Origin of the sequence: Mediterranea sp. An20 (assembly GCF_002160055.1) — a bacterium.
Taxonomy (GTDB): domain Bacteria; phylum Bacteroidota; class Bacteroidia; order Bacteroidales; family Bacteroidaceae; genus Bacteroides; species Bacteroides avicola.
The window spans coordinates 68076-88716 of sequence record NZ_NFJV01000016.1; the positions used below are offsets into that span (position 1 = coordinate 68076).

Sequence of the window (20641 nt, forward strand, 5' to 3'; positions counted from 1 at the left end):
ATAAATTTTATCTTTGCGCCGCCAAATCCCGGCAAGAACTTATAAACCGATTGTTATGATAGAAGTAACCGACGAATCTTTGCGGCGTGCCGCATCTGAAGGCATGGATGCTTTCATCATGGTGTTTACCGAGGCCTATGGACGTGCCACCGGTGGCACCCTGACTGCCGAAACCATGCCGCTGCTCACTTTACCGCAACATGCCTTGCTGGCTTATGTCACCTTGCGCGACGAGCTGATGGAGGGAGGGTTCTGCCAGCTCATCCAGAATGGTTACGGAGCTTACATTTTTCATAACCCTTTTGCCCGCGTATGGCGCGACTGGGGGGTAGGTGATCTGACTAAACTGGTGTATGCCGCCCGAAAGATCTATGATGTGCATCGCGCCGACCTGGAGCGTGAACGCACCGACGAGGAGTTTATGGCCATGTATGAACAATATGAAGCTTTCGACCCTCTGGAAGACGAGTTCCTGGAGCATGAAGAGGAGTGGACTTCGCTGGTGGCTGCTTATGTAGACGGACATATAGAGGATTTTGCACAGGTTGTGTGAGACTGGAAATGTTATTTTCTGTTAATATTTCTGCTTCCTTGCAGTATTTCAATAAACTTTCCATTTTACTCTCAAAAACAGCAAAAAACAACGGTGCATTTTATCTAAATAGAAAAATAATGTCTAATTTTGCAAACCTAAAATTAAAGAAAGAACAAATGAAACGATTGAAAACTTTAGTGCTTGCCCTGTCTGTGCTGACAGGTTTAACGCTGACTTCTTGCCTGAACACCGATTCGGACCCATATCAGAGTGCTTATATCATGGGAGAGGTGAATAGCGGGATTATGTCGATGACGGTTGTATCACCGGGGGGGATTAGTGTAACGCCTACGGAGGCTTCTGTCATGTCTTTTTTTGCTTCGCAGGGCATGACTGTTTCTGATATAACCGGAAAAACGGTAGTGGCTTATTACCGCTGGAACACCGAAACAACCCAGATTCCTTCGGATGCTACAGATATTACCGGTGTCGAATTATATGCGCTTGAGTTGTTGAACAATCCTACGCTGGTAGTAGACGCTGCAAATGTCGGTGTGGAGAAACGCGATTCTGTGGCTACTCATCCTATTATTTCTCTTAATTATGAAGTGAGTGGTTTTACTTATAAACCTTATTTCTTCGGCGAAAATTCCACTACGCTTATATTGCCGGTGAACTATTATGTGCCCGTCGGAGTAACCAGCAGCCTTACGTTGGTTTACTATCCTGACGACGCTGCTACTGTAACAGATAAGGAGCAGGGAATTTTGCGGTTGTATTTGAATTTCCGCGCCAATACTGACGCCGATTATTCTACGGATTACGAGTCTTATGCCCTTGCCTTGTATGGCGGGTTGGGCTATTTCAACAAAGCCTATGATTTGGGCACTTCTGCCGGTGGCGGGCGTTCTATTCTGGCTGAATGGGGAGGCTCACTGCCTTCGGAAATCCGTATCGTAGTAAGTGAAAATCCTTATTCCACTGATTTGGAAAATGGAAATACGACTCAGCATGAATACGAGGTTTTGTCGTGGGATGAGTATGTAGATAGCTTACCTTTATAATAATGTGAATTTTATTTGTGGACTATAAGAATCTTTTTCACATAGCCATTCAACTGATTTCCTCCCCGGCCCGTGCCTGGGAGGAAATTCGTTTGCAGGAAGATCCGCGTGGGGTCTTCACTGCTTTTGTGTATCCTATGATAGGCCTTTGTGGCCTGTCTGTTTTCATCGGTGTGCTGCTTGATAACGGGTGGGGTGGACCGCAAAGTTTCCAGTTGGCCATGACGGAGTGCTGTTCTGTGGCGGTGGCTCTTTTTGGAGGCTATTTTCTGGCGGCATGGTTGCTGAATGGTTTCTGCATCCGTTTCCTGCACCGGCCGGGTAATCTGCCCTTGATGTGGCAATTCACCGGTTATTCACTGGTAATATTATTTTTGTTGCGGATTATATTGGGGATTTTGGCCGACTTCCAGATTATAGCCTTTCTACTTCAGTTTTATACGCTCTTTGTTGTGTGGGAGGGAAGTCGGGTATTGCTTCAGATGACGGATAAAATCCGTTTCCGTTTCACTATGGTGGCTACTGTGTCGCTTCTGGCCTGTCCGATGCTGATAGAGTGGCTGTTCAATGAGCTGACTGTAGTGCTCAACTGATGAACAAGCAACAGCATGATGATGAAAAAAGTAAAACAAAGATATGAAACAACCTGCCATAAACATCAAAAACAAGCGTGCCACGTTTGACTATGAACTGCTGGACACTTACACTGCCGGTATCGTGCTGACGGGCACTGAAATCAAGTCCATCCGTTTGGGAAAGGCCAGTCTGGTGGATACTTTCTGTTATTTTGCCAACGGAGAACTGTGGGTGAAAAACATGCACATTGCCGAGTATTTCTATGGCTCGTACAACAATCATGCTGCCCGTCGCGAACGCAAATTGCTGCTCACCAAAAAAGAACTGGACAAGTTGATGCGTACCTCGCGCGACCCCGGTTTCACCATCGTGCCCGTCCGCCTCTTTATCAATGAGAAGGGGTTGGCCAAGCTGGTCGTTGCCTTGGCTAAGGGTAAGAAACAATACGATAAACGACAGTCCATTAAGGAGAAAGACGATAAGCGAGACATGGCGCGGATGTTCAAGCGTTGACGAAACTGATACCGGTCTTCTTCCGCGGGGAGGAGCCTGCTATATATTTTTTTATTGATTCAATGAAACCACTTACTCAATCGGTGCAAGAGCGCGTCCTCGTGTTGGACGGCGCCATGGGCACCATGATACAACGATACAACCTGACAGAGGCCGATTTTCGCGGCACACGTTTTGCCGGACTGCCCGGACAGATGAAAGGAAACAACGACATGTTGTGCCTCACGCGGCCCGATGTGGTGCAGGACATACACCGCAAGTATCTGGAGGCAGGAGCCGACATCATCGAAACCAATACATTCAATGCCACAAGCGTCAGTCAGGCCGATTACCACACGCAAGACTTGGTGCGCGACATCAACCTGCAAGGTGCCCGGTTGGCGCGTGCGTTGGCCGATGAATATACTCTCCGCACTCCGCACAAACCCCGTTATGTGGCTGGTTCCGTGGGACCTACCAACAAGACTTGTTCTATGAGTCCCGATGTGAACAATCCCGCCTTCCGTGCTCTCACCTTTGACGAACTTTGCCTGGCATATACCGAACAGATGACGGCTTTACTGCAAGGGGGAGTGGATGCCCTGCTGGTGGAAACCATTTTCGATACGCTCAATGCCAAGGCTGCCATTTGCGCTGCCCAGGATGCCATGCAGCTTACCGGACGGAAGGTACCTTTGATGCTGTCTGTTACTGTGGCCGACCAAGGCGGACGTACCCTGTCGGGGCAGACGCTGGATGCTTTTCTTGCCTCGGTGGAGCATGCCGATATATTTTCTGTAGGTTTGAATTGTTCTTTTGGTGCCGCGCAGATGAAGCCGTTCCTGGAGCATATGGCTGCCCGTGCGCCTTATTACATCAGTGTGTATCCCAATGCCGGGTTGCCCAATTCATTGGGGGAATACGACCAAACGCCTGAACAGATGGCTCTCGAAATAAAGGAATTCCTGGACGAGGGACTGGTGAACATCGTTGGCGGATGCTGCGGTACTACAGATGAATACATTGCCCGTTTTGTACCATTGGCAGCTGCAACCCTTCCACGTGTGCCGGTAGCTCCTTCTGCTTTCCTCCGGCTCTCTGGCCTTGATAGGTTAGAAGTGAAGCCTGAAAATAACTTCGTGAACGTGGGTGAGCGTTGCAACGTGGCAGGTTCACGTAAGTTCCTGCGTCTTATTGGCGAGAAAAAATACAGTGAGGCACTGGGCATTGCCCGCAAGCAGGTGGAAGACGGAGCCCAGGTGATAGACATCAATATGGACGATGGCCTGTTGGATGCCCGTGCGGAGATGGTGAACTTTCTTAACCTCATATCTTCAGAACCCGATATTGCCCGCGTACCTGTGATGATTGACTCGTCTGACTGGAAGGTCATTGAAGCGGGGTTGAAATGTCTGCAGGGCAAATCTATCGTCAATTCCATCTCCCTGAAAGAAGGGGAGGAACGTTTTCTGGAACATGCCCGCGCCGTGCGCCGATATGGAGCTGCCGTTGTGGTGATGGCTTTTGACGAACAGGGACAGGCCGATACTTATGAGCGGCGCATTGAAGTGTGTGCCCGCGCTTACCGTTTGCTGACGGAGCAGGCAGGTCTGGCTCCGCAAGACATTATTTTCGATCCTAATGTCCTGGCCATAGCTACGGGTATGGATGAACATGCCAATTATGCCGTAGATTTTATCCGTGCCACCCGTTGGATACGTGAGAATTTGCCGGGAGCCCATGTGAGTGGGGGAGTGAGCAACTTGTCTTTCGCTTTCCGTGGCAACAATTACCTGCGTGAGGCCATGCACGCCGTATTCCTTTACCATGCCATCGAGGCAGGCATGGACATGGGCATCGTCAATCCGGCTTCTTCCGTGTTGTATACGGATATTTCCGCCGATTTACTGGAGCGCATCGAGGATGTTATACTTAACCGGCGCCCCGATGCTGCTGAGCGGTTGCTGGAGGCTGCTCATTCCACGCAGAACCTCTCTGCAAAAGTGGCAGGGACGGAGGTGCCCGACTGGCGCAAGGCTCCGCTGGAGGAACGTTTGCAGCAGTCGCTGATAAAGGGTATCAGCGACTTTCTGGAAGAAGACCTGCACGAGGCGTTGAAGACGTATGCACAGGCGGTGGATATAATCGAAGGTCCTCTCATGTCGGGCATGCAGAGGGTGGGCAATCTCTTTGGCGAAGGCAAGATGTTTTTGCCCCAGGTGGTGAAGACTGCCCGTACCATGAAGGCGGCTGTGGCCATTCTCCGTCCTTATATCGAGGCAGGAAAGGCCGGGCGGGGAACTTCTGCCGGGCGTGTGTTGCTGGCTACGGTGAAAGGTGACGTACACGACATTGGCAAGAACATCGTTTCTGTAGTGATGTCATGCAATGGATATGAAATTATAGATTTGGGCGTGATGGTTCCTGCCGAGGTTATCGTCAGACGTGCCATCGAAGAAAAAGTTGACATGGTGGGGTTGAGCGGACTGATTACTCCGTCGCTGGAAGAAATGTCGCACGTGGCTGCAGAGATGGAGAAAGCTGGATTGGACATCCCGTTGCTGATAGGAGGAGCCACTACTTCGCGTCTGCACACAGCGTTGAAAATAGCTCCCGTCTATCATGCTCCTGTAGTTCATCTGAAAGATGCTTCGCAGAATGCCGGCATGGCTGCCCGCCTGATGAATCCTGACTCGCGCGTTGCGTTGTCCAATGAACTGAATGAGGAGTATAATCGCCTGCGCGAAGAAAATGCGGTGAAGCATCAGGAAACTGTGCCGTTGGAGAAAGCTCGTGAGAACAGACTGAAACTTTTCTGACCAAAGGGGAACTGGCAATCTTGCATATTCCTCAGTTTTGCTTTATCTTTTTCTTGTATTGTTCGAACCTGTCCATCACTTCGCGCACAAAAGCATACGTTTCTGCTCCACGGAAGTAACCGAACTTACACACCGGGTCGGTAAAAAACTCTTCGTTGCTTTTAAGGAGGATGTATTTTTCTACATTGCCGCGCCATACGTGTGGGTTCTTTCCGTATTTCTCAGCTAAGGCCATGGCGTCGAGAACGTGGCCGATGCCTGAATTGTATGATGCCAGCACGAAGTTGACACGTTCCGGTTCTGGTACTTCCGTGAAACTTTTGGTGGTAAGGGCTATGTATTTTACGGCGGCTTTTATGCTTTCTTCCGGATTCTGTTCCTTGCCGGGAGGCACACCCATGGCGTGGGCCGTGGAGGGCATGAGTTGCATCAGTCCCTTGGCTCCTGCCCACGAGACGGCCGTCGTGTCGAAGTTTGATTCTTTGTAGGCGAGCGAAGCAAGCAGGCGCCAATCCCAGTCTATGGTCTTCGCATATTTTTTGAACAAGTCGTCGTAGTGCGAGATAATGCCTTTACGCAGGGAGAGGATGGGGGTATGAGGGAGTGATTTTCCCGTTTCGAAGTAGCGTTTCATGCTGGATGTATAGGCGGGCGAAGTGGCATTTTCTTTCTGCCACCGGTCGGCGGCCTGTGCCAACAGCGGGCAGTCGCGGCGCACGGCCCATGAGGCACGCTGGTCAAAGCTGATGGCAAGTCGGGTGTCGAGGTTGGGGTAGTAGGTGGCGTTGAGCCGTGCCACGTCGTTGTCGGCTACCGTATAGTCTATTTCGCCGCGCGCCACTTGTCCGATGAGGTCCTCCACACCGATACTGTCTGCCGTTACCTTTCGGATAAGTAGGCCTCCGCCCAGTTCTTTGTCTAAGTTTACCAGTCTTTCATAATGTTTGCCCGGCTTTACGTAAATTTCTTTTCCAATGAGTTCGGTCACATCTTTCAACGGCTTGGGTTGTCCGTTTTTGCGTTGCACGATGACCTGGTGGGTAATGACTTCGTTGCCGCAATATGTCACGCTGTCCCGTCCCTCCTTGGTGATGGGTAGGGTATAGGCGATGAGGTCGCCTTCGCCTGCCAGGAGTTTCCGTTCCAAATCACGTACGTTGCGGGCGACTTTTACTTCCAGTGTCAGTCCCAGACTCTCGGCAAACTGTTGCACCAGTTCATATTGGAAGCCCATCTCTTGTCCGCGGTAGATAAAGTAAGATGTGGAGCTATAGAGGGTGAGTGCCACTAACCGTCCGCTATCTTTCAGTTGGGGCAAGTCGCGCAGAGTGGTTGCATTGTCGGTATGTGTCTGTTTCCGACTGCCACATCCGGCCAGCACGCCAAGTAGCAGGATACCTTCCAGCAGTATGAGAAGAGGCTGTATGTAATTTCTGGTATTCATGGAAAAGGATGTTTTGGTGGGTTATCGCTTACGGCGACAAAGATAGGCATCACCGGGCAGGTCACCAAATCCGAATGGGTGTTATGGCGTGAAATTCTGTTAAGAGCTTGTTTAATTTTTCCTCAGCTTTATTTGGGGTGCTGTTTCCGAGGTTTTTTTCCGGTATACGGAGGAGCATGGCGGGTTGCGTGACGGTGTATGCCGGAAAAAGAGACCGGAAACAGGTTGGTGGCAAAAACTCTAATCTTTTCATTTCCGTATTTAAAAATCAATCCGTACCTTTGCAAAAATCATTTTCCTCGTCTGCCTGGCAGGTTTGCCGGATAATGTGCAGGGGAGGGAGTGGTTGTGATAGTAGTTTAGCTTTTGTTATCTTAGATAATCTGATAATGAAATCAATTTATTTATTTCTATAAACCATTTTTTATGAAACAACCCATTCCCGCATTTCTGTATCCCTTGACGGGGGTGGCTGCTCTTGCTTCGCTGGCATCATGTGCAGGCGAAAAGGAAACGGCCAAGCAGTACAACATTGTGTATATCATGACCGATGACCATACGGCTCAGATGATGAGCTGTTATGGCAGTCCCATTGAAACGCCCAACCTGGATCGCATTGCCAATGAGGGTGTCCTTTTCACCAACAGTTTTGTGGCCAACTCATTGAGCGGACCCAGCCGTGCCTGTATGTTGACAGGCAAACACAGTCACGCCAATGGGTTTACGGATAATTCCACCTGTGTTTTTGATGGTTCACAGCAGACCATGCCCAAGCTGCTTCGCCAAGCCGGCTATCAGACCGCTCTTATCGGAAAGTGGCATCTGATAAGTCTGCCTACCGGTTTCGACCATTGGGAGATTTTACCCGGGCAGGGCGACTATTATAATCCGAGCTTCATTACCATGGAGAACGATACTGTCCGGAAGGAAGGTTATGTAACCAATTTAGTGACCGACATGAGTATTGACTGGATGGAGAACCAGCGCGACAAGAGCAAGCCTTTCTGCATCTTCATTCACCACAAGGCCGTTCACCGCAACTGGTTGCCGGAGTTGAAATATCTGTCCTTGTATGAAGATAAGACTTTCCCTTTGCCTGACAATTTCTATGATGACTATGAAGGGCGTCCGGCTGCTGCAGCCCAGGAGATGAATATATGGAAAGATATGGACATCATTTATGATACCAAGATGTGGCGTGCCGACAAGAAGACCCCGTTGAAGGGCACTTATGAGGCGATGGTAGGACGTCTGAGTCCTGAAGACCGCAAGGTCTATGATGATTTCTACCAGCCCATTATTGATGAATTCTATAAGAAGAATCCGCAAGGCAAGGATTTGGCAGAGTGGAAGTATCAGCGTTACATGCGCGATTATGCAAAGGTGGTGAAGACGCTCGACGACAATGTCGGCCGCGTGCTTGATTACCTGAAGGAAGCCGGCCTGTTGGAGAATACGCTGGTGGTTTATGCTTCCGACCAGGGTTTCTATATGGGTGAGCATGGCTGGTTCGACAAGCGTTTTATGTATGAAGAGTCCATGCACACACCGCTCATCATGCGGCTGCCGGAGGGCTTCAAGGCCAAAGGCGAAATCCCGCAGATGGTGCAGAATATCGACTATGCACCTACCTTCCTCGATTTGGCCGGCGCTCCTATTCCCGAAGATATGCAGGGTGTGTCGCTCTTGCCCTTGCTGAAAGGCGAGCAACCTGCCGACTGGCGTAAGTCTCTGTACTATCATTTCTATGAATATCCAGCCGAACACATGGTGAAGCGTCATTACGGAGTACGTACCGAACGTTACAAGCTGATTCATTTCTACAATGATATTGATGAATGGGAATTGTATGATTTGCAGGAAGACCCGCATGAGATGAACAATCTCTATGGCAAGCCGGGTTATGAGCAAATCACTAAGGAACTTCATGCAGAGTTGACAAGACTCCAGACGCAGTATAATGACCCTATAGAGGAGAAACTGAAGGCAGAGAAAGAAAACAAAACGCAGAAATAAGGAAATCTGTTGTAAGGAAATGAAGAGGAGTTAAGTTAATCTAATCAAATATTACATTATGGCACAAAAACAGACAATTCACCTGTGTGTACTGGCTGCATTGCTGGCCGGTTGTACTACGGCATCGGTGGAAAAGGATTACACCCAATATGTTAATCCTTTCATCGGTACGGGAGGGCATGGGCATACCTATCCCGGTGCCGTGATGCCCAACGGCATGATTCATCCCAGCCCTGATACCCGTATTTATGAGTGGGATGCTTGCTCAGGATATTATTATGCTGATTCAACCATCAACGGATTCTCGCATACGCACCTTAGCGGTACGGGATGTGCGGATCTGGGCGATGTGCTGCTGATGCCTACGGTAGGCGTACAGCAGATTACAACCGAAGAAACGGCGCAGCCCAACAAAGACATTCTGCCTTTTGCTTCGGCTTTCTCGCACGAAAAAGAGACGGCTTCGCCGGGCTATTATTCTGTCTTCCTGGACCGTTATGGCGTGCAGGCCGAACTGACTGCCACCAATCGTGCAGCCTTGCATCGCTACACGTTCCCGGAAAGCGATGATGCGGGTTTCATTCTCGATCTGGACTATTCTATTCAGGCACAGAGAAACCGTCACCTTTCCATAGAGGTCGTGAACGATTCTACCCTCTGTGGTTATAAGAATACGAACGGATGGGCGTGGAGGCATGATGTCTATTTCTACGCCGTATTTTCCAAACCTTTTACTTGCACGGTGGTTCAGGATTCTGTGCTTCAGAAAGACGGTACCCGTACTCCGGGGCAGTGCAAGGCTTTGCTGAAATTCAAGACTCAAAAGGATGAGCAGGTATTGGTAAAGGTTGCCTTATCTGCTGTGGATATGGAAGGAGCCGAAAAGAACCTGGCGGAGATTTCCGGTTGGGATTTTGAGGGTACGCGTGCCAAGGCACGGGATGCCTGGAACAGCTACCTTTCGAAGGTAGACATTCAGACGGAGGATGAAGAGAAGAAGCGTGTGTTCTACACAGCCATGTACCACACCGCCATTTCTCCGGCTCTGTTTACCGATGTGGATGGCCGCTACCGCAGTCTGGACCGCGAGATACGCACGGCGCAAGAGGGGAAACCGATGTACACCATCTTTTCGTTGTGGGATACATTCCGTGCCCTGCATCCGTTGTTGACCATTCTTGAACCGGAACAGAACTCGTTGTATATCAACTCTCTGCTTAACCAGTATCAAGAGGGGGGCATCTTGCCCATGTGGGAACTGGCAGGAAATTATACGGGTACGATGATTGGCTACAATGCTGTTCCAGTCATTGTCGATGCGTATATGAAAGGTGACCGGAGTTTTGATGCCAATCTGGCTTTGAAGGCGTGTCTGCGCAGTGCCGAGTACGACACCATTTCTCCTATAGCTACTACGGGCTACTTGATTCACAATGCGTTGATGCCCATCTCGAAGTACTATAAAAACACGCTGGGTTATGTTCCCTGCGACGAAGAGTGGGAGTCGGTGGCCAAAGGTTTGGAGTATGCTTACGATGACTGGTGCATCAGCCTGCTGGCAGAAGCTGTGGGCGATACGGCTACGCAGCGCATTTATGCCCGGCGCGGACAGAATTACCGCAATTACTACGATGCCGGTACGGGATTCATGCGTGGCAAGGATCTCAAGGGAAATTGGCGCACACCTTTCAACCCTTATTCCAGCAATCACCGTAGCGACGATTATTGTGAGGGAAATGCCTGGCAGTGGACTTGGTTTGTGCCCCACGATATAGAAGGACTTGCCGAACTGATGGGAGGACGCGAAACCATGCTTGCTCGCCTTGATACGCTGTTTACTGCCGATTCGAAGCTGGAGGGTGAACTGGTTTCGGCCGACATCAGTGGTCTGATAGGGCAATATGCGCATGGCAATGAGCCGAGCCACCATATTATATATATGTATAATACGTTGGGACAGCCCTGGAAAGCCCAGAAGCTGATAGATGAGGTGTTGCATTCGCAGTATTTCGACGCTCCTAACGGCTTGTCTGGCAATGAAGACTGTGGCCAGATGTCGGCATGGTATGTCCTGAATGCCATGGGCTTCTATCAGCCTTGTCCGGGAAAGCCGGTGTATAGCATCGGGCGTCCCTTGTTCAACGCTGTAACCATCCATTTGTCTGGCGACAAGGATTTCCGGATTGTGGCAACCAACAATTCGCCGGAGAATAAATATATTCAATCGGCCACGTTGAATGGCAAACCGCTGGAAAAGCCTTTCTTCTCGCACGACGAACTGATGGAAGGCGGTACGCTGGAACTGGTGATGGGAAGTGAACCCAGTCAGTGGGGAGCGTTCTGAAAAGATGCTTAATTAAATATTCAGATTACCAATGAAGAATCTCAAGACATACAGTTTATGTGCCGCTTTTGCCGTATGTGCCCTGACTCCTGCCTGGGCTGATGGCAACCGCGAGCCGGTAGATTATGTGAACCCTTTTGTGGGTACTACCAATTACGGGACTACCAATCCCGGTGCTCTCTGTCCGCAGGGGATGATGTCTGTAGTTCCTTTCAATGTGATGGGCAGTGTGAACGGCAACCGCGACAAGGACAGCCGCTGGTGGTCTACTCCTTATGAGCATACCAACAACTTTTTCACGGGTTATGCCCATGTTAACCTCAGCGGGGTGGGGTGCCCTGAATTGGGCTCACTCTTGCTGATGCCTACGTCGGGCAAGCTGGAAGTGGACTTTCTGAAATACGGAAGCAGTTACAAAGACGAAGAAGCCACACCGGGCTACTATGCGAACGTGTTGGATAAATACGGCATACGTACCGAGGTGACTGCTACTCCCCGCACTGCCCGTGAGCGTTTTACCTTCAAGGCCGGGCAGGGTAACCTGCTGCTTAACTTGGGTGAGGGGCTGACCAACGAGAGCGGGGCTACCGTGCGTTTTGTCAGCGAGACGGAGATTGAGGGGAGCAAATTGCTGGGAACCTTCTGCTACAACCCGCAGGCTGTTTTCCCCATTTACTTTGTGATGCGGGTCAACAAGGCGCCCAAGACAAGCGGTTACTGGAAGCAGATGCGCCCCATGACGGTCGAGGCTGCCTGGGATTCGACGGCTGGCACCAAGAAACTTTACACGCAATACCGTAAGGAAATCAGCGGTGACGACATTGGCGTATGGTTTACCTACGATATGTCTGAAGGCGAGCAACTGGAGGTGAGCCTGGGAGTGTCTTTTGTCAGCATCGAGAATGCCCGTGAGAATCTGGACCGTGAACAGTCCGGCCTGTCTTTTGAGCAGATACGGCAGAATGCCCGCAAGGCATGGAACGACGACCTGAGCCGCATTCTCGTGGAGGGGGGTACGGAAGAGCAGAAACATGTGTTCTATACAGCTCTTTATCATGTGCTTATCCATCCCAATGTGTTGAATGATGTCAACGGGCAATATCCTGCGATGGAGTCCGAAAAAATCCTTTCTACACAGGGCAAGCGTTATACCGTATTTTCTCTTTGGGATACCTACCGCAATGTACATCAGTTGATGACGCTTTTGTTCCCGGACCGTCAGTTGGATATGGTGCGTACGATGGTGGACATGTATCGTGAACACGGCTGGTTGCCCAAGTGGGAACTTTATGGACGTGAGACGCTGACCATGGAGGGCGACCCTGCCATACCGGTCATTGTAGATACGTGGTTCAAAGGGTTGCGTGATTTTGATGTGGAAACGGCCTATGAGGCAATGTATAAGTCTGCCACTTTGCCGGGTGCCGAGAATCTGATGCGTCCTGATGCCGATGATTATTACAGCTTAGGTTATGTGCCTATCCGGGCGAAGAATGATAACTCTGTTTCGCATGCGTTGGAGTATTATATTGCAGATTATGCTCTGTCGCGTTTTGCTGATGCGTTGGGCAAGAAAGATGATGCCAAACTGTTTTATAACCGTTCGTTGGGTTACAAGAATTACTATTGTAAGGACTTTGGTACTTTCCGTCCCAAGTTGCCGGATGGTACATTCTATTCTCCTTTCGACCCTATGCAGGGGGCTAACTTTGAGGAGAATCCCGGTTTCCATGAAGGAAATGCCTGGAACTATACGTTCTATGTCCCTCATGATGTAAAGGGATTGGCGCGTTTGATGGGAGGCCGCAAGGCTTTCATCAATAAGTTGCAGTCTGTCTTTGACGAAGGGCGTTATGATCCTGCCAACGAGCCGGACATTGCTTATCCTTATCTTTTCAGTTATTTCCCCGGTGAGGAATGGCGTACGCAGAAGCTGGTGCCGCAATTGGTGAATACTTATTTTAAGAATACTCCTGGTGGCATTCCGGGTAATGATGATACGGGTACAATGTCTGCCTGGGCCATCTTCAGCATGATGGGATTTTATCCGGATTGTCCTGGTGTGCCTGAATATACGTTGACTACACCCATGTTCGATAAGGTGGTCATTAAGTTGGATCCGCGTTACTACCAGGAAAAGGAATTGGTCATCACCGCTCATAAGTCTGGTCAAACTGATGAAACGAACCGCATCGGCGAAGTAAAGCTGGGTGGACAGAAACATAAAGGAGTGCGTGTGACACACAATGAACTGGTACACGCCGGGACACTTGACTTCTATTTGAAGTAAGAGTCTGTTTGAAGCTTGCTCAGCCTGATTTTGAGTGGAGGCCTCCCCCCCTCCCCACGGGGAGGGGGGGCCGAATTTCAAAATCACTATCATTAGCTTCGCTCAAAACCTCTTTTAACTATTTCATGAAGGTATAGTCTGTCATGTTGAGTGCCTATTTCCTGCGGAAACCCCATTCGATTATGACGGGGGTTGGGCGGAAGAATCCGCCCAACTTAGTGTATAATCATATACAATTTCAAGATTAAGATGCGGCAACTTCTATCGAAACAGCTTATTTTTGCTTCAAAAAAGAAGACCCACGGCATCTGGCACCCACTCAATTAATGCTTATTGCTTGTTGTTGAGTTTTGCCCGGAAGGTCGTAGATCCATTATTGGTGAGAGTGTTTCCCAACACAGTTCCCGCTTGGTAGCGTACATGCTATTCTTTCTCCCTTCTTGCCGTAGGTCTTCAAAAATAATAAAGATATGGCAAAGGTAGTAAAATTTTTCCAGGTTCATGGCAAAGGTGCCGGTATAGATATTGGCACACGTCAGATTTTTGTATCTGTGGACGGCACGTCTGCGGTAAACTTCCAGACCTATACGGCCGATTACGAGGCCTGTTGCAAGTATCTGCTGGAAAACGGCATTACCGAAGTGGCGATGGAAGCCACAGGCGTGTATTGGTTTTGCCTGTACACCATGCTTGAAGACCACGGCATCCGGGTATGTCTGGTCAATCCGCGTGAGGTGCAGCAGGTACGTGGTCGCAAGAGCGACGTGCAGGACTGCCAATGGATGCAGCAGCTTTTCACCGCAGGCCTTTTACGCGAAAGCCTTATTCCACAAGGTCTCCTTAAGGAACTCCGCTTCCTCGTTCGTGAGCGTCTGGACCTGATAGAATCTTCTTCCGCTTATGTGAACAAGATGCAGCGTGCCTTGGAACTGATGAATATCAAGCTGGCCAATGTCATATCGCAAATCCAGGGTGCAAGCGGACTTAAAATCCTCCGTGCCATTCTTGCGGGCGAGCGGGATCCTGAACGGCTGGCCTCCCTTTGCCATAAGAGCATCCTTAAGACAAAGGCGGAGGATGTGGCCAAGTCCTTGCACGGGAACTATAACGATGTCTACCTGTCCATGCTGCGGCATGCCTTGGAAATGTGGGAGTTCCATATGGTCCAAATCAAGGCTTTGGAACAGGAAATCTCCGTTTTGCTGGACCGCATCAACCGGGACACCTCTCAGGTGGAAGTGAAAGGTGCACCACGTCCGACCCGCCACCATAATCCGGCCATTGAAGACCTGCATACCAAGATGGTACAGATTTATGGAGGTATTGACTTGACCGGCATTGCCGGCATCAACGACGTGACCCTGATGCGGCTGCTTGCCGAAGTAGGAACGGACCTGGATCGTTTCCCGGATGTGGGGCACTTTGTCAGCTGGCTCGGCCTGAGTCCGGCCTATAAACAAAGTGGAAAAATGAAACGCCGCATCAAGGGCAATCCGAGCAACCATGCAGGGCAGATTTTCCGCCAGTGTGCACAATCTTTGATTGCCAGCCGTTACAATGCCATTGGGGAATTCATGCGCAGGCTTAGGAGCAGGAAAGGGAGCCGGATTGCCATCAAGGCAGGAGCCAGAAAGATAGCTCAAGCATATTACAATGCACTCACCAAAGGTCTCGAATATGTAGAACAAGGGGCAGAACAATATAAGAAAATGCTCAAACAGAGAGAAATTGACCTCATGAAGAAACTAGCCAAGAAACACGCTTTTGAACTTAAAGAGTGTGCCTGATTATAAATTCGTCATTGGTAGTGGAGCGAAGCGAAGTCGAAACATCTCACATTACGCATAGGAGACCCCTCGACTGCGCTCGGGGTGACAGACTATACCTTCATGAAAATGAAATATCTATTTCGATACACCCTCTTTCCATTCCCTAATATGTAAGGTATCTCTAAGCTCCCTGTATCTCTAAGCTCCCCCACGGGGGGAGTTGAGGGGGCCGGAAAGAGTCGGACGTGCGAGGTTCAACCTCTATGTGCGTGGAGGTATGTGCCTGCCGGTTTCACGCCTTCACCGTTCCTCAAATCGTTGTGGTTTAAAAGGTTACCGTGAAAGATGCTGCCCTCACGCATCTTTCACGGTCTTTATTTTGGAGTCGGACTGCCAAGGTATGGAAGAACGGCACGGTCTATATGGGGAGCCGATTTGTTATACCTTGCCACTGAAGGCAGAAAAGAGCTGTGAAAGCAGTGTGAGGGCAGTATCTTTCACCGGAACTTTCCGGAAATCAATGGGTTGGAGGGTGGTGAAGGCGTGAAAGATGCTGCGGGCAGTTTTCCCTGTCACCGGCAGTTGATGATGCTGAACACAGAGGCACGGAGTTATTTTCCCCTCTTGTGTGCGGCGAAACCGCGAACTCCGCGTTCTCTTCCGTCCTTTTCCCGACAGACAGTTACGGAACTTTGTGTCTTTGCGTCTCTGCGTTCATTTAAGCTTCACCAAAGTCAGAGTTACGCTGCTAAAGTGGCACTTTACGCCGCTCAAATGCAGGTTTACGCCGCTCAAGTGCCATTTTACGTTGTTTGCCTTTCGTGTGCTCGGCAGGGGGGGAAACAAACCCCGGCATACTTTGTCACGTAGCTGTCGGGAGATGCTTCACATACGTTCAGCATGACAGGGCCATTGGTGTTCAATAAAGGCGGAAAACAAGCGTGAGGGTGTGTCAAATTTCAAAATCACTATCATTAGCTTCGCTCAAAACCTCTTTTAACTATTTTATGAAGGTATAGTCTATCATGTTGAGCGGAGCGAAGCGAAGTCGAAACATCTCACATGACGCATAGTGAGACCCCTCGACTGCGCTCGGGGTGACAGACTATACCTTCAAATAGTCAAAAGAGGTTTTGAGCGAAGCTAATGACAGGTAATCTCTATTTTGACACACCCTCACGAGATAATGGGGATATATTAAGTGTTACTTTTCGTTGAATATCAGGTCAAGTCCTTGACTGCGGTAGAACGGGAAGCGCGTGTCGCTCGAAATGAACGGCAGGTGCTCGGTGATGGCATGGGCAATGATTACATGGTCACAAGCCCTTGTTGCGGTATGCTACTATCAGTTCACGCACGGATTCCGCACTCATATAGAGTATGGTATCCGGTTCTTCCAGAATGGCTTTCACATCACGGCTTAACGAATCACGGTCGGTTGCCGCATAGACAAAGATGTTCGTATCAATCAAGTACCTCATGCTTACAGTAAGAATTTGGGGTCATTGATGATGAAGCAACCTTTGGACCTGCCAAAAGCCTCCCATGTCCGGTTAGTCTTTTTCGGGTGATTCTGCTTCTTGGCTTCTTCATCCATTTCTTCCATCAGGCTTTTCTTTGCTTCCGGTTCTTTTTCCTTCAGCTTTTCTTCTTTTGTTTCCATACTGTTTTCTTTCTTTAAGTGATGATACCGCAAAGGTATAAAAAAAGGATTGCCCAGTATGCTCCATCCCATTATTCCGTTTGTTTTCCAACCTGTCAAAGAACGCGCAAGCCTCGGCAATAGCCGTCAAGTTTGCTTGAACGGCATTGCCGAGGTCTTTCAGCGAGGCGCCGATATGATAGATGTCCGTCCTGTCGATAATCAGGAAGCGGTCGTGGCACTTCTTGTAGGTATGGATGCCCAACCGATAGTTGATGGCATGGCCTTTCAGCAGATATTCTTTCAGTACCTTGTTTGCCCAACGCCGGAACTCTATGCCTCGACTGGATTTAACCCGATAGCCGACAGACAGAACCATGTCCAGATTTATAGTATTCCACTTGGTACACTTTGCCGTCGGCGGCAGTTGTCGCAAATATCATGCCATAAAACGCTGGCTCAGCTTCATGTTGCACTGATAGAGCCATATTGCCTTGTTCTTATCCTGTCCGCAAGCTAAAGTGCCACTTCGATTCGGTCAAAGTTCCACCTTGTGATGGTCGAAGTGACAATTCGGGAAAACCGGAGTAGCCTTATTCATATCCGTCCGCATAGACAGTTCCGTTGATTACCACGCCTTCCCACGGGCCTGAGCCATCTTGGTTAAGCAAGGACGGAGGATATGGTATTGCATGTGACCCTACACCTATCCGTTGCGTATACGCGGCAAACTCCGCATGCGCTGTACCACCGGCTGTCAGCTTGGACAAGAACGTCTCAAGATTATCCGTGGTAATGATTATCTGTCCTGCCCTGTAATCAGGCGTAGGATTGACCACACTTTCTGTATAAGAAAAACCGATGGCAGATGCATAACGCCCTGCTTTAGCCGTCACATCGGAGTTGGTGATGGTAATCTTGCCGATGGATGGCTGGGAAGTATTTCCATATCCCATGCCGATGCCCGACGAATAATCTCCGCCATTGGCCATTATCACAGCGTCCGTGATTGTGACATCTCCGCAATTTCCGCTGCCGGACGAGCCTATACCTGCGCCTCCAAAAGCGGAATTTCCACTACCTCCGGTGGCATGAATCGTAACATTGCCGATAGTGATATTGCCGCCGACTGTACCGCCAAGGGGAGAACCAATGCCTGCGCCCCCGTTGCCTGCCGTAGCCGTCAGCATGTCCGCCGTGCTGCGTCCCTCGATGGTGAGAGTTGCTCCGCCGGAGACGGCGATGCCCGTGTTGTCGGTGGAGGCTACGGTGTTGCCCTCGCCCCTTACATGGATAGTGGGGCTACCATCCTGTATATCAATGGCATTGCCACTCGCCATACTTATCTGCGCATCTTCCAGGTAGATTTCCGGATTGCCGCCCGTCACCTTGATGGCATGGCTGGCCGTGCCGCTGAAGTAGTAGATGCCGTCGCTGCTGATGGTGTAGTCTCCATTAGAGAGGTCGATGGTCTGCGTATCCTTTCTGTTTGCCGTAATCGTGATGGTGTGGACCTTGCCAGCCTCCAAGGTTATGGAGGGAGTAATGTCACATTGAATGTCAATAGGATCTGAAGTAAAAACCATGAATTTTTCTATCTGATAATCAAGACTTGGCGGCAAGTTGATTTCCCAGCAGGGGCCTATATCCTCGTAAGTGGTTTTAAACATTTGATGATTGAGTGGTATAATAGTTCCAATATTTACTATTTTTCCTTCTTTAACATCACAAGACATGGGTACATTCATAGGTTCAACATCTATCACATCGGCTGTTCCCTTGACTATCACTCGTACCTTGGCAAGTTGGTGCTCGAACTGCAAGTTAACAGGAGTGTTGTGGCTTGCATTGTCTGCCGTAGCCCGCAGCACATACACCAAGCCGTTATCTTGGCCGCCGAGGTACAATGCGCCATCCGTAGCGGGATACCAGGCAGTGACCTCGGCAGGCTGGGTGTTCTTCCAATAGAGGGGAGCATCGGAAGTCCATGCGCTGCCATCGTAAGTATAAGTGGCTGTTTCACCATCGAGACTAACGGTAATGGCATCATCCGGCTGCCACACACTGCCGCTGCCGTCGGGCTTCTCGGTCACGCGCGTCCACGGCTCTTCGCTACTTTCTGCGATGATGCTGACGCTACCTATCTGCAAGGGGTATTCGCCGTCGGGCAGAGTGTTGCCCTGCTCGGCCAGTTCGTCTTGTGTACAGGCGGCGAGCAGGATTGCCGCCATGAGGCATATTGTTGTAAATAATCTGTTTTTCTTCATATCTTCTGTCATTTATCAATTAGTCATGGGATAATACTTTCCGCCTATCATTGAGAGGTATTGGCGGCGTTGCCGCACTCCGTCAGGATGCTTGTAGCCCACATGCATCCAGTTGGGTACACCCTGATCGTTTTCTTTTTCGGAAATCAACTGGTCGAAGGCTTTGTCGGCAAGGAATGCGCGGCAGAAGCGCTTGAACTCCCTCATCTTCCCGTTTGTCGGCACGAGGTCGAAGGCATAGCCGTGGCAGTGCGCCGAGGTGGACGAGCCACCCACCGCCTTGTTCAGTTCTGGTCCACGGTAGCCGGAAGAGATGATGTGCGCTTCGTGTTCGGCACCGGGCGTGTTGTCGATGCCCCGTGCCTTTGCCGTATCGGAGTTGATACATTCCTGTAAGGTAAAATATCTCATACGTCTTTATATTGTGCCGACAGGTTTCTCCGTCGGCGGATTACACATCAGTTTCTTTGGTACTTCGGCAGGCCGGAAAACAAGCGTCCCGCCCTTCTCCTGTGGGGAGAGGGGCGGGACGAAATAATGGGAACAATTGATATGGCTTATCTTTCAATCCAATTTTCAAGTTGGATGCCGGTTAAATTCTTAAAGTGTTTCATGTTTTCCGTCACCATGACCATGTCATTTACAACGGCTGTGCATCCTATCAACAAATCAAAATCATCATCGGCAGGAGTACCAGCTATGCGCAACCGTGCCTTTTCAGAAGCATACAGGTCGATAGCATTGCTTATAGGAAGGATTTTCAAAGCGGACAAAAACTCATCCAATTGTTCTATCCGCTGCTTCAGGCCTTTTCTGCGACTAAGTTCCGCGCCATATTTCAATTCTGCTTCCGTGATTTCCGAAATATAACAATGTTCAAGCCCTACCTTATCCAACTTCTTGTCTATGTCATATTTGTCCGCGCAAAAGAAAGACACATATATTCGTATCAAGTAAATATTGCTTCATACTCACCATGTTATCGATTCCTTCTTAAACTTTCGGCTTTCCCTTATTTCCTTAACCATCTCGTCCGCACTTAACTCCGGAAAGTCTTCGTCTTTCCATACGCCATAAAATCGGCTTGCCGGTATAGAAGCGGATTGGGTTTCCTTCCGTGCTTCTTCTATCAGTTTCTCGCCCAGCCACCGCTTATTGCTTGCACTGAGTGAAAGCCCATGGATAAGTGCCAACAGTCCTTCTAATGAAATCGTTGCTTTCATACAGTATTCCTCCTTATTATTGAATGTAACACATTGCAAAAATAAGAGCCTGTTTAAATTTTGCTCAGTAACATTCTTATCGCCGCCAGTTTCACCATTTCCTCAGCCGAATCGAACGTGAATTCGTAGTTCCGACAGAGCCTTCTATAATTATCGAACC

Annotated in this window: 16 protein-coding genes and 1 pseudogene; 9 read left to right on the forward strand and 8 right to left on the reverse strand. The window is 49.5% G+C overall.

Annotated elements, in window-relative coordinates:
- The first annotated feature begins 55 nt into the window (after window positions 1-55).
- The 5 genes from B5F34_RS10580 to metH all read left to right on the forward strand — a co-directional run bounded on the left by B5F34_RS10580 (window position 56) and on the right by metH (window position 5486).
- Entirely contained in the window at window positions 56-553 is a 498-nt protein-coding gene (locus B5F34_RS10580) for a DMP19 family protein (RefSeq protein ID WP_087338519.1), read from the forward strand.
- Window positions 554-711: 158 nt separating this feature from the next.
- Complete coding sequence (locus B5F34_RS10585) at window positions 712-1599, forward strand: hypothetical protein (RefSeq protein ID WP_140392995.1); 888 nt, start codon at window positions 712-714, stop codon at window positions 1597-1599.
- 17 nt (window positions 1600-1616) lie between these two features.
- Window positions 1617-2192, forward strand: coding sequence for a Yip1 family protein (locus B5F34_RS10590; RefSeq protein WP_087338525.1), 576 nt, complete (start codon window positions 1617-1619; stop codon window positions 2190-2192).
- A 43-nt stretch (window positions 2193-2235) separates the two neighbouring features.
- Entirely contained in the window at window positions 2236-2688 is a 453-nt protein-coding gene (smpB, locus tag B5F34_RS10595) for an SsrA-binding protein (RefSeq protein ID WP_087338528.1), read from the forward strand.
- A gap of 62 nt (window positions 2689-2750) precedes the next feature.
- Window positions 2751-5486, forward strand: coding sequence for a methionine synthase (metH, locus tag B5F34_RS10600; protein WP_087338576.1), 2736 nt, complete (start codon window positions 2751-2753; stop codon window positions 5484-5486).
- Window positions 5487-5517: 31 nt separating this feature from the next.
- On the opposite strand, the gene B5F34_RS10605 is transcribed toward metH, so the two are convergent.
- The gene (locus tag B5F34_RS10605; RefSeq protein WP_087338530.1) at window positions 5518-6930 is read right to left on the reverse strand and encodes a transglycosylase SLT domain-containing protein; all 1413 of its coding nucleotides are present in this window, start codon (window positions 6928-6930) and stop codon (window positions 5518-5520) included.
- Between the two features lie 426 nt (window positions 6931-7356).
- Between B5F34_RS10605 and B5F34_RS10610 the strand changes: the two genes are divergently transcribed.
- From B5F34_RS10610 to B5F34_RS10625, 4 genes are all read left to right on the forward strand, one after another.
- Window positions 7357-8946, forward strand: a complete 1590-nt coding sequence (locus B5F34_RS10610) for a sulfatase (protein ID WP_087338533.1) — start codon at window positions 7357-7359, stop codon at window positions 8944-8946.
- Window positions 8947-9004: 58 nt separating this feature from the next.
- Window positions 9005-11290, forward strand: coding sequence for a GH92 family glycosyl hydrolase (locus B5F34_RS10615; RefSeq protein WP_087338536.1), 2286 nt, complete (start codon window positions 9005-9007; stop codon window positions 11288-11290).
- Between the two features lie 31 nt (window positions 11291-11321).
- A complete protein-coding gene (locus tag B5F34_RS10620; RefSeq protein ID WP_087338539.1) occupies window positions 11322-13580 on the forward strand; it encodes a GH92 family glycosyl hydrolase in 2259 nt (752 codons plus the stop codon).
- Between the two features lie 470 nt (window positions 13581-14050).
- Complete coding sequence (locus B5F34_RS10625; protein WP_087338542.1) at window positions 14051-15367, forward strand: IS110 family transposase; 1317 nt, start codon at window positions 14051-14053, stop codon at window positions 15365-15367.
- Between the two features lie 1298 nt (window positions 15368-16665).
- Here B5F34_RS10625 and B5F34_RS17895 read toward each other — a convergent pair.
- From B5F34_RS17895 to B5F34_RS10660, 7 genes and pseudogenes are all read right to left on the reverse strand, one after another.
- Window positions 16666-16830 carry a PIN domain-containing protein gene (locus tag B5F34_RS17895; RefSeq protein ID WP_239448918.1) on the reverse strand — a complete coding sequence of 55 codons (165 nt, stop codon included), beginning with the start codon at window positions 16828-16830 and terminating at the stop codon, window positions 16666-16668.
- 2 nt (window positions 16831-16832) lie between these two features.
- Complete coding sequence (locus B5F34_RS10635) at window positions 16833-17012, reverse strand: hypothetical protein (RefSeq protein ID WP_087338545.1); 180 nt, start codon at window positions 17010-17012, stop codon at window positions 16833-16835.
- Window positions 17013-17160: 148 nt separating this feature from the next.
- A pseudogene (rhuM, locus tag B5F34_RS18075) lies at window positions 17161-17379 on the reverse strand (RhuM family protein); the annotation flags it as partial.
- A 205-nt stretch (window positions 17380-17584) separates the two neighbouring features.
- Complete coding sequence (locus tag B5F34_RS10645) at window positions 17585-19258, reverse strand: fimbrillin family protein (protein ID WP_162609320.1); 1674 nt, start codon at window positions 19256-19258, stop codon at window positions 17585-17587.
- A gap of 15 nt (window positions 19259-19273) precedes the next feature.
- Window positions 19274-19669, reverse strand: a complete 396-nt coding sequence (locus tag B5F34_RS10650) for a D-Ala-D-Ala carboxypeptidase family metallohydrolase (protein ID WP_087338551.1) — start codon at window positions 19667-19669, stop codon at window positions 19274-19276.
- A 146-nt stretch (window positions 19670-19815) separates the two neighbouring features.
- Entirely contained in the window at window positions 19816-20154 is a 339-nt protein-coding gene (locus B5F34_RS10655) for a PIN domain-containing protein (protein ID WP_239448920.1), read from the reverse strand.
- A 75-nt stretch (window positions 20155-20229) separates the two neighbouring features.
- Entirely contained in the window at window positions 20230-20481 is a 252-nt protein-coding gene (locus tag B5F34_RS10660) for a hypothetical protein (RefSeq protein ID WP_087338579.1), read from the reverse strand.
- Window positions 20482-20641: the final 160 nt, after the last annotated feature.

Coding starts and splice junctions, on each gene's coding strand:
- B5F34_RS10580 (WP_087338519.1), top strand. CDS start 56: ATGATAGAAGTAACCGACGAATCTTTGCGGCGTGCCGCATCTGAAGGC.
- B5F34_RS10585 (WP_140392995.1), top strand. CDS start 712: ATGAAACGATTGAAAACTTTAGTGCTTGCCCTGTCTGTGCTGACAGGT.
- smpB (WP_087338528.1), top strand. CDS start 2,236: ATGAAACAACCTGCCATAAACATCAAAAACAAGCGTGCCACGTTTGAC.
- metH (WP_087338576.1), top strand. CDS start 2,751: ATGAAACCACTTACTCAATCGGTGCAAGAGCGCGTCCTCGTGTTGGAC.
- B5F34_RS10605 (WP_087338530.1), bottom strand. CDS start 6,930: ATGAATACCAGAAATTACATACAGCCTCTTCTCATACTGCTGGAAGGT.
- B5F34_RS10610 (WP_087338533.1), top strand. CDS start 7,357: ATGAAACAACCCATTCCCGCATTTCTGTATCCCTTGACGGGGGTGGCT.
- B5F34_RS10615 (WP_087338536.1), top strand. CDS start 9,005: ATGGCACAAAAACAGACAATTCACCTGTGTGTACTGGCTGCATTGCTG.
- B5F34_RS10620 (WP_087338539.1), top strand. CDS start 11,322: ATGAAGAATCTCAAGACATACAGTTTATGTGCCGCTTTTGCCGTATGT.
- B5F34_RS10625 (WP_087338542.1), top strand. CDS start 14,051: ATGGCAAAGGTAGTAAAATTTTTCCAGGTTCATGGCAAAGGTGCCGGT.
- B5F34_RS17895 (WP_239448918.1), bottom strand. CDS start 16,830: ATGAGGTACTTGATTGATACGAACATCTTTGTCTATGCGGCAACCGAC.
- B5F34_RS10635 (WP_087338545.1), bottom strand. CDS start 17,012: ATGGAAACAAAAGAAGAAAAGCTGAAGGAAAAAGAACCGGAAGCAAAG.
- B5F34_RS10645 (WP_162609320.1), bottom strand. CDS start 19,258: ATGAAGAAAAACAGATTATTTACAACAATATGCCTCATGGCGGCAATC.
- B5F34_RS10650 (WP_087338551.1), bottom strand. CDS start 19,669: ATGAGATATTTTACCTTACAGGAATGTATCAACTCCGATACGGCAAAG.
- B5F34_RS10660 (WP_087338579.1), bottom strand. CDS start 20,481: ATGAAAGCAACGATTTCATTAGAAGGACTGTTGGCACTTATCCATGGG.